Below are 12370 nucleotides of genomic sequence, written 5' to 3'. Positions count from 1 at the left end.
GTGAAAAGAAACTGTGTTACAACGATAAATAGAACAATCACTCAGCCTGCATCTTGATGGTGCGGGTATAAAAATTCAAACTCGTCTTAGGAAATAAAATGCGTCTTATTTTGTTGGGAGCACCGGGAGCCGGCAAGGGCACTCAAGCCAATTACATCAAAGAAAAATTCAATATTCCTCAAATTTCCACTGGCGACATGTTGCGCGCCGCGGTCAAAGCCGGCAGTGCGCTCGGTCTGGCAGCCAAAGAGGTGATGGATGCCGGTGGTTTGGTGTCGGATGACATCATCATCGGCTTGGTCAAAGATCGTTTGCAGCAAGCCGATTGCGCTAATGGTTATTTGTTTGATGGTTTTCCGCGCACCACGCCGCAAGCCGATGCGATGAAGGATGCCGGCGTACAGATCGATTACGTACTCGAAATCGATGTGCCCGATGCGGCGATCATCGATCGTATGAGCGGTCGGCGCGTGCATCCGGGTTCCGGCCGCACTTACCATGTGAAGTTCAATCCGCCGAAAACGGCCGGTATCGATGACTTGAGCGGCGAAGAGTTGATACAACGTGATGATGACAAGGAAGAAACCGTCATGAAGCGTTTGTCGGTCTACCATGAACAGACAGAAGTGCTGGTAGGCTACTACGGTGACTGGGCCAAGTCGGGCCAACCCGGCGCTCCCAAATATCGCAAGATAGCCGGGGTGGGGCCGGTAGAAACGATTCGTGACAGCGCGTTTGCCGCGCTGGCTGAGTAAGTTAAAAAAAATGCGAACCGTTGGTTCGCATTTTTTTTGGGGGAAAGCGCGGGTTCGCTCTGCGCTCTTTGAGTGCCCGATCGCATGGTCGCAGGCAGTATGGCGAATGACTCGTTCGGGTTGTCGGAAAACCGACGCGCTGATTGGCGCGCCGGCATAACAACTGGGAGAGTCAACATGACAACAAGTCTGTGGTTCGTCGTCGCAGCCGGTTTCGTCGCCGTACTGTATGGTTTGCTGGTACGCCGCTGGGTATTGCGACAGGATGCCGGTAATGCGCGCATGCAAGAAATTGCAACGGCGATACAAGAGGGGGCCGCTGCCTATATGGCGCGGCAATACAGGACCATCGCCGTAGTCGGTTTGGTATTGTGTTTGATCATTGCCTTCATGCCAGGTCTGGGCGCGATGAGCGCCGCCGGGTTTTTAATCGGCGCGCTGTTGTCCGGTGCCTGCGGGTTCATTGGCATGAATGTTTCGGTACGCGCCAATGTGCGCACGGCGCAGGCGGCCACCCGTGGTATTGAAGCAGCGCTGCAGGTCGCGTTTCGCGGCGGTGCCATCACCGGCATGCTGGTGGTGGGCTTAGGTTTGCTCGGCGTAACGCTGTTTTACTGCCTGCTCTTGGCCACGGCACCGCATGCACTCGGTGCCACCCTGAGTATGCACGATGTGCTCAAACCGCTCATCGGTCTGGCCTTCGGCGCATCGCTGATTTCGATTTTCGCGCGCTTGGGCGGGGGTATTTTTACCAAAGGGGCCGATGTCGGAGCCGACCTGGTCGGTAAAGTCGAAGCCGGTATCCCTGAAGACGATCCGCGTAATCCGGCGGTGATCGCCGACAACGTCGGCGACAATGTCGGTGATTGCGCCGGCATGGCGGCCGATTTGTTTGAAACCTATGTGGTGACGCTGATCGCGACAATGTTGCTCGGCTCCTTGCTTATCAGTAATGCTGTAACGCAAGCCTTGCTCTATCCTTTGTTGCTGGGCGCGGTATCGATTCTGGCTTCCATCGTCGGTTGTTCTGCCGTTAAGATCCAAGCCGGCCGCAAGATCATGGCGGCCCTGTACACCGGCTTGTGGTGGACTGCCGTGCTGTCGCTGCTCGGTTTTGCGCTCGTCACCTGGCTGGTATGGCCGGAAGCGGCGATGCGTTGGAAAATGCTGGGATCGGCGACAGTTGGCATCGCCCTTACCGGTGTGTTGGTGTATGTGACTGAATATTACACCGGCACCGATTTCAAACCGGTGCGCCATATTGCCGAGGCCTCGACCACCGGCCATGGCACTAATATCATCGCCGGGCTCGGTGTGGCCATGAAGTCGACCGCTTGGCCGGTGTTGGCGGTGTGTCTGGCCATACTGGCGGCCTACCAACTGGCCGGCTTGTATGGCATTGCGATTGCTGCGACGGCTATGTTGTCTTTGGCCGGCATCATTGTCGCGCTCGACGCTTATGGCCCTATTACCGATAATGCCGGCGGTATCGCGGAAATGGCTGACATGCCGGCCGCGGTGCGCGCCATCACCGATCCGCTCGATGCTGTCGGCAACACCACCAAAGCAGTCACCAAGGGATATGCGATCGGTTCGGCCGGCTTGGCCGCCCTCGTGCTCTTCGCCGACTATACCCATGCGCTTGATGTCGCCGGCAAGTCCAGCAGTTTTGAACTCTCTGATCCGTATGTCATTGTCGGGCTGTTCATCGGTGGCTTGATTCCCTATTTGTTCGGTGCCATGGCGATGGAGGCGGTCGGCCGCGCGGCTGGGGCGGTGGTGGTGGAAGTACGGCGGCAGTTCAAGGAAATCAAGGGCATTATGGATGGCAGTGGCAAGCCAGACTACGACCGAGCCGTCGATATGTTGACCCGGTCGGCGATCCGGGAAATGATTGTGCCATCCTTGTTGCCGGTAGTCGTGCCGGTCATCGTCGGCCTCTTGCTCGGACCAGCCGCACTCGGCGGCTTATTGATGGGAACCATCATTACCGGCTTATTTGTCGCCATTTCGATGACGACCGGTGGCGGCGCTTGGGATAATGCTAAAAAATACATTGAAGAGGGCAATTTCGGTGGTAAAGGTTCCGAGGCCCACAAAGCTGCCGTAACCGGTGATACGGTCGGCGATCCCTACAAGGATACCGCTGGCCCAGCCATCAACCCTTTGATCAAAATTATTAACATCGTTGCTTTATTGCTGGTGCCAATCTTACCGAGCCCGCAAGATCACGCGCCGAACTTGGTAAGCATGCCTATCATGCATGGCAGTCCCATCGTTCGACCGGTGGCGGAACCGCCTGATGTCGTCGTGGTACCGAAGGCTCGTTAGCATCAGTCGATTTTTTGCTGTCCATACCCATATGCACACTGATTTAATCCGCGCATTGCTAGCCGAATTGGATACAATAAGCAGTACATGACGTTAACGTTAACGTCATGTAACTTTTTAATCATATAAAACCAAGGAAAGCGACATCATGCAAATCGACACTGGCGTATTTATTATCACTGGCGGTGCCTCCGGTCTTGGCGCGGCAAGCGCGAGAATGATTGCCGCCAATGGCGGTAAAGTGGTGTTGGCCGACGTACAGGTTGCCGCTGGTGAACAACTGGCGGCCGAACTTGGTGGCTTGTTCGTGCGCTGTGACGTCACTTCTGAAGCTGATGGCTTGGCCGTTGTGGCGGCCGCAGCGAGTCTCGGTAGCCTGCGTGGTTTGATCAATTGTGCTGGCGTGGCCCCGGCCATCAAGACGGTCGGCAAAGATGGTCCGCATCCGCTTGATGTGTTCGCGCGCGTGGTCAATATCAATCTGATCGGTACCTTCAATATGTGCCGCTTGGCTGCCGATGCCATGGCTAAAACCGCCGCTACCGAACAAGGTGAACGTGGTGTAATCATTAATACTGCCTCGGTGGCAGCTTACGACGGTCAGATCGGCCAAGCCGCGTATGCCTCTTCGAAAGCAGCCGTAGTTGGCTTGACCTTGCCGATGGCGCGTGATTTGTCACGCAGCGGCATCCGCGTAATGACGATTGCCCCTGGTATTTTCGAAACCCCGATGTTGCTCGGTATGCCGCAGGAAGTACAAGATGCACTCGGAAAAATGGTGCCGTTCCCACCGCGTCTCGGTAAGCCGGATGAGTATGCGCAACTGGCCAAAGCCATTATTGAAAACGTGATGCTCAATGGCGAAACGATTCGTCTCGACGGTGCGATTCGTATGCAACCCAAGTAAAGCAAGTTGGCTGTTGTTTTTTTTAAATGAGAGACCTGTCGCTATACGCAATGAAATAACAATTTGCTACACTGATCCGATCGGCCCTTTTTTATTGAAAAAAAAATGAATAAGAACGCAGAGACGGGTTTGATTTTGTCTGGAGGCGGTGCGCGTGCCGCTTACCAGGTCGGCGTATTGGCAGAAATTGCTGACATCCTGCAGGCTGCAGGCCATGCTCCTGAGCAAAATCCCTTCGGTGTCATATGCGGCACCTCAGCCGGGGCGATCAATGCCACGGCTTTAGCTTGTCGCGCTGATCATTACGCCGATTCGATCGCACAATTGCTACGCGTGTGGGAAAATTTTGATGCTGGGCAAGTGTATCGCGCGGATTCTCTCGGCGTCATGCGCAGCGGTGCACGTTGGCTATCCCTGTGGTCATTCGGTTGGCTGTTGAATAAATGGCGCAAGTCGCCGCCGAATTCTTTGCTCGATAATTCACCCTTGCAGGATTTGCTTACTCGTATGCTTGACTTGAGGCAGCTCGATGCTGCTTTCCAGAATGGCAGTTTGCATGCGCTGGCGGTAACGGCTTCTTCCTACACGGCCGGTCAGCATTTGACTTTTTACCAAACCTTGGCCGACATCGAACCTTGGGTGCGTAGTCAGCGCTTGTCGCAGCGTGATTTTATTGCTGTTTCTCATCTCATGGCCTCGTCGGCGATTCCATTTATTTTCCCGGCGGTGGCATTGAATTGGGGTGGGCAGCTCGATTACTGTGGTGATGGATCAATGCGTCAGTTGGCGCCGATTTCACCGGCCATTCATCTCGGTGCCAAGCGCGTCTTGATCATCGGTGCCGGTCGATTGGCCGAACGGGCGGAGGTCCGTACCGAGTTGGCGCGTTACCCGAGTCTGGCGCAAATTGCGGGTCATGCCCTATCGAGTATTTTTCTCGACAGTTTGGCGGTGGATATAGAACGGTTGACACGAATTAATAAGACGGTGGCCTTGCTGCCACCGGAAGTCTTGGCACAAACCAGCTTGCACACCATCGATTTACTGGTGATTGCCCCATCAGAACGCCTCGATGATATCGCCAGCCGGCATGTTTCCAGCCTGCCTTTGCCGGTGCGGACTATGCTCGGCGGTATAGGGGCGACCGAGGCGCGTGGTTCGGCGCTTGCCTCGTATTTATTGTTTGAAGCCAGTTATACGCGCGAACTGATTGCCTTAGGACGACGCGATGCGCGTGAACGGGCCGCCGATGTACTGACATTTTTTGCCGGGCAGATGCGCTGAAAAGTATTGATTCCTGCGCAGCAAAGCCGTAATCTAGGAGCCTGAGCGGCAGAACGAGTCGAAGCGAAAAATCTGTCCTCGCTCAGATGATTTTGCAGCCGACTCCGTTCTGCCGCTCAGGCTCCTAGGGGCTTGTTCTGCTACTTACATGGAAGCTTGATGATGAGATTACCTGCTGGCTTGCTGCGACGCTGGCTTTTGCAATTGCTCTGTGCCGTGGGTTTTTTCGCCTTGGTCGGTGCCGCCTTTGCTGCCACCGATACGGTCAGCATAGCGAGCTTGCCGCCAGAAGCGCGCACTACACTCTTGCTCATCAAGCAGGGCGGCCCGTTCCCATTTTCCAAAGATGGTGCGGTATTTGGCAATTATGAAGCGCGTTTGCCTAAGCAGAAGCGCGGTTATTATCGTGAATACACGGTCGTGACGCCACGTGCCCGCAATCGTGGTGCGCGGCGCATTATTGCTGCTCAGCCAGCCGGAGAATATTATTATACCGATGACCATTACGACAGCTTTCGTCGTATTCAAGAACCATGATTGATTCTTCCAGCGAGACCAACATGTCTGATCTCACCAAAGTGGCACCCAATGTTGTGCAGTCGATACGGGCTTTTCGTGTTGCCGACCTGCAGGCCGAAGCGGCAGCAGCAGGGCAGCATTTTTTGTATGCGCATTGCCTTGATGCGGAAAGTAAGCCACAGGTTTTGTCTGAAATTGCCAGTTCTTTCGGTTTTCCCAAGCATTTCTCAAAAAACTTCGATGCCTTGTTTGATTGTTTGACCGACATGATTTTCCAAGCCGGCCCGCAGCCTGGCTTTGTGATTGTTCTGGATCAATTGCCCAATACGCAAAAATTTGATACCGAGGCGCGCGAAACTTTACTCGATGTATTTCGCGATGCGGCAGAGTTTTGGGCGGATAGAAAGGTTGCATTCCGAGTCTTTTATTCTTTCGAATAGCGCGCGTTCGGCTGTTTACCTGTAGACTATCGGCTCTTGTCGCCATTTTTACTTGGGGCTTCATGCCTGTCAGCGGTACAATGCCGCCATGAAAAAGATTGTCATCCTCATTTCTGGCCGTGGTAGCAACATGCAAGCTGTCGTCGAAGCGTGCATGGCGCAAAAGTGGCCAGCTCAGATTGCTGCAGTAATCAGCAACAGTGCCGATGCGAGTGGGCTGTCCTATGCAGCAAACCAAGGTATTCCGGCACTTGCTGTGGTCAGCAAAGAATTTTCCAGCCGTGCTGCGTTTGATGCAGCGCTACAACAGAAAATCGACGAATTTTCACCTGACTTGGTGGTATTAGCCGGATTCATGCGCATCTTGACGCCGGCTTTTGTCACGCATTATGCCGGACGTATGCTCAATATTCATCCGTCATTGTTACCGAGTTTTACTGGCCTTGCCACTCATCATCAGGCTTTGCAGGCCGGTGTGAAAATTCATGGCGCGACAGTGCATTTTGTGACAGCGGAATTGGACCATGGTCCGATTGTTGCGCAGGCGGCGGTGTCAGTGTTGGAGCAAGACAGCGAAGCAACGCTGGCACTCAGGGTGCTGGCAATGGAACACATCATTTATCCGCAGGCGATACGCCAGTTCGTGGAAGGCAAGATTGAAATCGTTGACAATCTTGTCAGAATCAACCAAGCGAGTGGTCTGTCATCGACTACAACAGAACAATAAAATATTAAGGAAGCAGCATGCGTTTAGCCCCGGCCCTCACTGGTCATACTGAAGAAGTTTTGCGTGAAATTTTGCGTTTTACCGGCCCTGCCGACGGCACCTTGTCGCGCTACTTCCGTGAGCATCCGCGCCTCGGTTCGCGCGAGCGTGGGGTGATTGCCGAAGCGATTTACGGCTTGTTACGCAATAAATCGGTGTTCAGCAGTTTTGCTGAATCGGGTTCCGGTCCGGCCATGCGCCGTCTGACCTTGCTCGGTTTGGCCGATGCGATGGGCATCGATTCACTCGGCGGCTTGACCGAAGAAGAAGCGGCTTGGTTGGACCGTGTGATGCAAATTGATCGTTCGCATTTTAATGTGACGATGAAAGCCAATCTTCCTTTGTGGCTGTGGGAAAAATTAAGCGCACGTTTGGGCGAAGCCCCGGCCTTGGCCTTGGCCGAAGCGCTCAATACTCCGGCCCCGCTCGATTTGCGGGTCAATACGATCAAGGGCAATCGTGACGAAGTCGCCGCCTCACTGGCCGAAGCGCCGATTTTGACCGAGCCGACACCGTATTCGACCACAGGCTTGCGCATACAAAAGAAACCATCGATTCAGAATTTGCCTTTGTTTAAAGATGGCACGATCGAAGTGCAGGATGAAGGCAGTCAATTGCTCGCGCAATTGGTCGGTGCGCGCCGTGGTGAAATGGTGGCCGATTTTTGCGCCGGTGCCGGTGGTAAAACCTTGGCGCTCGGTGCATTCATGCGCAATACCGGCCGCTTGTATGCTTTCGATATTTCCGAGAAACGTCTGGCCCGTTTGAAGCCGCGTTTGGCACGCAGCGGCTTGTCGAATGTGCATCCGGTAGTAATTGCACATGAGAAAGATGCCAAAATCAAACGCCTTGCCGGCAAGCTCGACCGTGTTTTAGTCGATGCCCCATGCAGTGGTCTGGGCACCCTGCGCCGCAATCCCGATGTGAAATGGCGTCAGACTCCGGAAGGCGTGGCTGAACTCAATGTCAAGCAAGCTTCCATCCTCGCGAGCGCGGCACGCATGGTGAAACCGGGTGGTCGTTTAGTGTATGCGACTTGCAGTATTTTGGATGAAGAAAACGAAGACATCGTGCAAGCGTTCTTGCTCGCGCATCCGGAGTTCAGCTTAGTGCCGGCGTCGCAAGTCTTGGAAGAACAAAAAATTGTGCTGGAAATGGGTGATTATTTGAAGCTCTACCCCCATATACACCATACCGATGGCTTTTTCGCCGCTATTCTTGAACGTAATAAATAAATTGTCACTGCGTGCGGCGTCTTCCTGCGGCGCTGCCGCTGACTGGGAACGCCATGACGACTGAAACACTGACTACGCTGATCACTGATTTGGGCACCGATTTTCGCGAGCCACAATTTTTGTGGCAAGTCGCGACGGTGTTGCTATGTGTCGGTTTGACGTGGTTATGTGCGCGGGCAGTGCGGTATTTCTTGGTCAAGGGGCAGCCGTCTTCGGCGGTCGTGCAGCTTGGAGTAGCGAGTTTTTCGCGCGTCCTCGAGCCGGCGCTGTGCATGCTGTTTTTGTTGGCCGGACGGGCGATTCTGTCGCAATGGCAGCATACCCATTTGTTCGCTGTGTTGTTCCCGATACTCGGTTCGCTGGTGCTGATACGATTTGGTTTTTATGTCTTCCGTAAAACCTTCGTACGCTCCGGGCAAGTCGGCAGTTTTTTACAATTGGTTGAAAAACTGTTTGCCGGCTTGGTTTGGTTGGTGGTGTTGTTGCATTTCAGCGGAGTATGGCCGGAACTGCTGACGGCACTCGATGAGATTGTTTTACCGCTTGGTAAAAATAAAATCTCGCTACTCAATATTTTAGAAGGTTGCATTTCCGTGGCGCTGACCATGGTGGTGGCATTGTGGGCCAGCGCGGCGTTGGAAGCACGTTTAATGCTTTTGCCGAATGCGCATTCCTCGCTCAAAGTGGTGCTGTCGCGTTTAGGTCGGGCTTTCCTGATCGTGCTGGCGATCTTGGTCAGTTTAACCATCGTCGGCATTGATTTGACGGTGTTGTCCGTATTCGGCGGCGCGCTTGGGGTGGGGCTTGGTTTTGGCTTGCAAAAAATTGCCAGCAGCTATGTGTCCGGTTTCATCATCTTGTTCGACCGCAGTATGGCGATCGGCGATATGATTACCGTCGATAAATTCAGCGGCACTGTGACGCAAATCAATACCCGATATACTGTGGTGCAAAGTTTGGATGGCGCTGAATCAGTGATTCCGAATGAAATGCTGGTCTCGACGCCAGTACAAAACTTTTCCTTGAGCAGTCGCCGTGTGGCGGTGTCGGCCGATGTCACGGTTGCCTATGATACCGAGGTCGAAGCCTTGCTGCCTTTACTGGTACAGGTAGCATCTGGCGTCGAGCGGGTTCTCGCGGATCCGGCCCCATCATCGTATTTGATGAAGTTTGGTGCCGATGGCTTTGAGTTGCGGGTGAGTTTTTGGATCGCTGATCCGGAAAACGGGCGCTCGAACGTCTTGTCCGGCGTCAACCGCGCGATTTGGAAGTTAGTTGTTGAGCAGAAAGTTTGCCTGCCTTATCCGCAGCGCGTGGTGACCTTGATTAATGAGGCCAAGCCTGCTGTGGATACAACAGTCAATCAGCTTTAAATTTGCTGCAAGTGCAGTGAAAACGCGTACAATGCGGGCGCACTGATCATCATTTTCGACGGTTTGCTCGTATTGAGTGGGTCGTTAACTACGGAGTACATGTCATTTTGAGCACATTCACTGATACTGTCATCGATTTCCTGAGTAATGGCATCACGCGTGCCAGCGCTTGGCAAGTCTTTATTTTCACCATGGTCGTGACCCATATCACGATTGCCAGTGTGACGATCTTTCTACATCGTTGCCAAGCCCATCGTGCGCTGGAATTGCATGCCATTCCCAGCCATTTTTTCCGTTTCTGGCTGTGGTTGACCACCGGTCAGGTGACCAAAGAATGGGCGGCGATTCATCGTAAGCACCATGCCAAATGTGAAACCGAAGAAGATCCGCATAGCCCGCAAACGCGTGGAATTAAAAAAGTTTTGTTCGAAGGGGCGGAATTGTACCGTGCCGAATCGAAAAACCTTGAAACCATGCAAAAGTATGGTCATGGCACACCGGATGACTGGATGGAGCGGAATTTGTATACACGCTTCAGTTGGCAGGGTGTTGCGCTCATGCTCATCATTGACTTGGCTTTGTTCGGCGTAGTTGGTATGACGGTGTGGGCAGTGCAAATGATGTGGATTCCGGTTACGGCTGCCGGCATCATCAATGGTATCGGCCACTACTGGGGTTACCGTAATTATGATTGTGTCGACGCCTCGACCAATATTTTCCCTATCGGCATTTTGATCGGTGGCGAAGAGTTGCATAATAATCACCATACTTTCGGAACCTCGGCCAAATTGTCATCGAAATGGTATGAGTTCGATATCGGCTGGATGTATATCCGCTGCATGGAAATAATCGGTTGGGCGAAAGTGAAGAAAGTCGCGCCGGAACCGAAGTTTGCAGAATTAAAATCAGCGATCGATCTCGAGACCTTGCAAGCCGTGATTACGCATCGTTATGATGTGATGGCAAAATATACCAAGTCTTTGCGTCGTACGTGGCGTGATGAGGTCGCTGCCTTGCGTGAAAAGGCGCAATTTGAGGCGGCTCACCTGAAGCTGACCAAAAAATTACTGCAACGTGAACCAAGTAAATTGGCAGCGCCACAGCAGCAGCAATTGTTAGAGGTCTTGTCGCATAGTGTGGCCTTGAAAACGATGCATGACATGCGGGTAGAGTTAGGTTTGATTTGGGAGCGCTCGACAGTCAGTCGTGAACAATTGGTGCAACAATTGCAGGACTGGTGTACGCGTGCCGAAGCCTCTGGGATACAAACCCTGCATGATTTCTCACGGCGTTTGCGTACTTACGCTTAATTGCTTGAAAAAACGAAACGCAGCCTCAGCTGCGTTTTTTTTTGCCCGGCAGAGGTGGTAAGGGGCGAAAAAAAACCTCGCCATGGCGAGGTTTTTTTACTATTACAACAGCACCGCAATCACTTGATTTTGGTTTCTTTGTAAATAACATGCTTACGTGCCTTAGGATCAAACTTCATGATCTCCATTTTTTCAGGCATCGTGCGCTTGTTTTTCGACGTTGTGTAGAAGTGACCAGTACCCGCAGTCGATTCCAGCTTGATTTTGTCGCGACCAGATTTAGCCATGATAATTTCCTAACAGTAGATTAGCTTAGACTTTTTCGCCGCGAGCACGCATGTCAGTCAAAACGGCATCGATGCCGATTTTATCAATGACGCGCAAACCAGCATTAGACAAACGCAGAGAAACCCAACGGTTTTCTGTTTCTACGAAAAAGCGACGATTTTGCAGATTCGGCAAAAAGCGACGTTTAGTTTTGTTATTAGCGTGGGAAACGTTGTTGCCAACCATCGGCCCTTTCCCAGTCACTTGGCAGACACGTGCCATGATGAGCTCCTTAATAGTTTCCGAAATTGGAAAAAATGAGAGTATAAACAAAATCTCATGAAATATCAATGACTTGCGAAAAACAAGTGTGTCTTACTAAAAATTAAAATTTAACAATTTGGTTTACTCTACAATAAACCATGCTCGGCGAATGAGAATACCTCGGGATTGGCGATGATGAAGTGGTCGAGCACACGAACATCGACCAAGGCCAAGGCTTGTTTGAGGGTTTTGGTCAGGTGGATGTCGGCGCGACTCGGTTCACTGTTACCTGAGGGGTGATTGTGGGCCAAGATGATGGCGGCGGCATTGCACTGCAGGGCTGCTTTGGCGACCTCGCGTGGGTAGACGCTGGCATGATTGAGGGTGCCGCGGAATAATTCCTCGGCACTGATCAGTTGATTTTTTACATCGAGAAACAATACCGCAAATGATTCGTAGGTTTTGTGGCCTATCAATAATTGCAGATAGTGTCGGACTTCCTGCGGTGAGGATAGGGTGGCGTTCTGTTGTAATTCTTCGCCGATGGCACGCTTGGCCAGTTCCAGCACCGCCTGCAATTGGGCATATTTGGCCATGCCTAAACCGTGGATGGCAGAAAAATCACCGAGGGTGGCAGCGAAGAGCTTCGATAAAGAACCGAATTCGAACAGTAAATCACGCCCGAGATCGACCGCGCTCTTGCCCGTGACGCCGGTACGCAGAAATACCGCCAGTAATTCAGCATCGGATAGCGCCGCAGCGCCACATTGGATTAAGCGTTCGCGCGGACGCTGGGTTTCCGGCCAGTGAATGATAGACATGGATAGGCTCTCCTTGTGCTCGTAGAAAATAATCGACCGCTAGCAAAGTCTGCAGCGATATGCACTTGCAGCCAAAGCGAGGCGACCTGACATACAAT

General features: G+C 52.7%; 12 protein-coding genes and 1 pseudogene. 10 read left to right on the top strand and 3 right to left on the bottom strand.

The features are described from left to right. The first annotated feature begins 98 nt into the window (after positions 1 to 98). From adk to RHM61_RS01260, 10 genes and pseudogenes are all read left to right on the top strand, one after another. Complete coding sequence (gene adk, locus RHM61_RS01305; protein WP_322249336.1) at positions 99 to 755, top strand: adenylate kinase; 657 nt, start codon at positions 99 to 101, stop codon at positions 753 to 755. A gap of 177 nt (positions 756 to 932) precedes the next feature. Next, positions 933 to 3086, top strand: a complete 2154-nt coding sequence (locus RHM61_RS01300) for a sodium-translocating pyrophosphatase (protein ID WP_322249335.1) — start codon at positions 933 to 935, stop codon at positions 3084 to 3086. A 148-nt stretch (positions 3087 to 3234) separates the two neighbouring features. Continuing rightward, positions 3235 to 3993 carry an SDR family NAD(P)-dependent oxidoreductase gene (locus RHM61_RS01295; RefSeq protein WP_322249334.1) on the top strand — a complete coding sequence of 253 codons (759 nt, stop codon included), beginning with the start codon at positions 3235 to 3237 and terminating at the stop codon, positions 3991 to 3993. Between the two features lie 105 nt (positions 3994 to 4098). Next, positions 4099 to 5277: a patatin-like phospholipase family protein gene (locus RHM61_RS01290; RefSeq protein WP_322249333.1), complete on the top strand. Its 1179-nt coding sequence runs from the start codon at positions 4099 to 4101 to the stop codon at positions 5275 to 5277. Positions 5278 to 5436: 159 nt separating this feature from the next. Continuing rightward, positions 5437 to 5814, top strand: coding sequence for a ribonuclease domain-containing protein (locus RHM61_RS01285; protein WP_416200206.1), 378 nt, complete (start codon positions 5437 to 5439; stop codon positions 5812 to 5814). A gap of 5 nt (positions 5815 to 5819) precedes the next feature. After that, positions 5820 to 6236, top strand: a pseudogene (locus RHM61_RS01280) (barstar family protein); the annotation flags it as partial. A gap of 88 nt (positions 6237 to 6324) precedes the next feature. Continuing rightward, the gene (purN, locus tag RHM61_RS01275; protein ID WP_322249331.1) at positions 6325 to 6963 is read left to right on the top strand and encodes a phosphoribosylglycinamide formyltransferase; all 639 of its coding nucleotides are present in this window, start codon (positions 6325 to 6327) and stop codon (positions 6961 to 6963) included. A gap of 17 nt (positions 6964 to 6980) precedes the next feature. Further along, entirely contained in the window at positions 6981 to 8237 is a 1257-nt protein-coding gene (locus RHM61_RS01270; protein WP_322249330.1) for an RsmB/NOP family class I SAM-dependent RNA methyltransferase, read from the top strand. Between the two features lie 53 nt (positions 8238 to 8290). Then, on the top strand, positions 8291 to 9610 hold the full coding sequence (locus RHM61_RS01265; RefSeq protein ID WP_322249329.1) for a mechanosensitive ion channel family protein: 1320 nt from the start codon (positions 8291 to 8293) through the stop codon (positions 9608 to 9610). A gap of 107 nt (positions 9611 to 9717) precedes the next feature. After that, a complete protein-coding gene (locus tag RHM61_RS01260) occupies positions 9718 to 10920 on the top strand; it encodes an acyl-CoA desaturase (RefSeq protein WP_322249328.1) in 1203 nt (400 codons plus the stop codon). Between the two features lie 119 nt (positions 10921 to 11039). Here RHM61_RS01260 and rpmG read toward each other — a convergent pair whose 3' ends face one another. The 3 genes from rpmG to radC all read right to left on the bottom strand — a co-directional run bounded on the left by rpmG (position 11040) and on the right by radC (position 12272). Beyond that, positions 11040 to 11207: a 50S ribosomal protein L33 gene (gene rpmG / locus RHM61_RS01255; protein WP_110257750.1), complete on the bottom strand. Its 168-nt coding sequence runs from the start codon at positions 11205 to 11207 to the stop codon at positions 11040 to 11042. Between the two features lie 25 nt (positions 11208 to 11232). Then, positions 11233 to 11469, bottom strand: a complete 237-nt coding sequence (gene rpmB / locus RHM61_RS01250; RefSeq protein ID WP_322251015.1) for a 50S ribosomal protein L28 — start codon at positions 11467 to 11469, stop codon at positions 11233 to 11235. 128 nt (positions 11470 to 11597) lie between these two features. After that, positions 11598 to 12272, bottom strand: a complete 675-nt coding sequence (gene radC, locus RHM61_RS01245; RefSeq protein WP_322249327.1) for a RadC family protein — start codon at positions 12270 to 12272, stop codon at positions 11598 to 11600. Positions 12273 to 12370: the final 98 nt, after the last annotated feature.

It is taken from the genome of Undibacterium sp. CCC3.4 (assembly GCF_034347425.1).
In the GTDB taxonomy this organism is placed as follows: Bacteria; Pseudomonadota; Gammaproteobacteria; order Burkholderiales; family Burkholderiaceae_D; genus Undibacterium.
The sequence above is the reverse complement of the archived record's forward strand: the minus strand, read 5'-3'. Positions and strand labels throughout refer to the sequence as shown.

What these genes read in the sequence shown, in the direction of transcription:
- adk (WP_322249336.1), top strand. Translation starts at nt 99, where the DNA reads ATGCGTCTTATTTTGTTGGGAGCACCGGGAGCCGGCAAGGGCACTCAA.
- RHM61_RS01300 (WP_322249335.1), top strand. Translation starts at nt 933, where the DNA reads ATGACAACAAGTCTGTGGTTCGTCGTCGCAGCCGGTTTCGTCGCCGTA.
- RHM61_RS01295 (WP_322249334.1), top strand. Translation starts at nt 3,235, where the DNA reads ATGCAAATCGACACTGGCGTATTTATTATCACTGGCGGTGCCTCCGGT.
- RHM61_RS01290 (WP_322249333.1), top strand. Translation starts at nt 4,099, where the DNA reads ATGAATAAGAACGCAGAGACGGGTTTGATTTTGTCTGGAGGCGGTGCG.
- RHM61_RS01285 (WP_416200206.1), top strand. Translation starts at nt 5,437, where the DNA reads ATGATGAGATTACCTGCTGGCTTGCTGCGACGCTGGCTTTTGCAATTG.
- purN (WP_322249331.1), top strand. Translation starts at nt 6,325, where the DNA reads ATGAAAAAGATTGTCATCCTCATTTCTGGCCGTGGTAGCAACATGCAA.
- RHM61_RS01270 (WP_322249330.1), top strand. Translation starts at nt 6,981, where the DNA reads ATGCGTTTAGCCCCGGCCCTCACTGGTCATACTGAAGAAGTTTTGCGT.
- RHM61_RS01265 (WP_322249329.1), top strand. Translation starts at nt 8,291, where the DNA reads ATGACGACTGAAACACTGACTACGCTGATCACTGATTTGGGCACCGAT.
- rpmG (WP_110257750.1), bottom strand. Translation starts at nt 11,207, where the DNA reads ATGGCTAAATCTGGTCGCGACAAAATCAAGCTGGAATCGACTGCGGGT.
- rpmB (WP_322251015.1), bottom strand. Translation starts at nt 11,469, where the DNA reads ATGGCACGTGTCTGCCAAGTGACTGGGAAAGGGCCGATGGTTGGCAAC.
- radC (WP_322249327.1), bottom strand. Translation starts at nt 12,272, where the DNA reads ATGTCTATCATTCACTGGCCGGAAACCCAGCGTCCGCGCGAACGCTTA.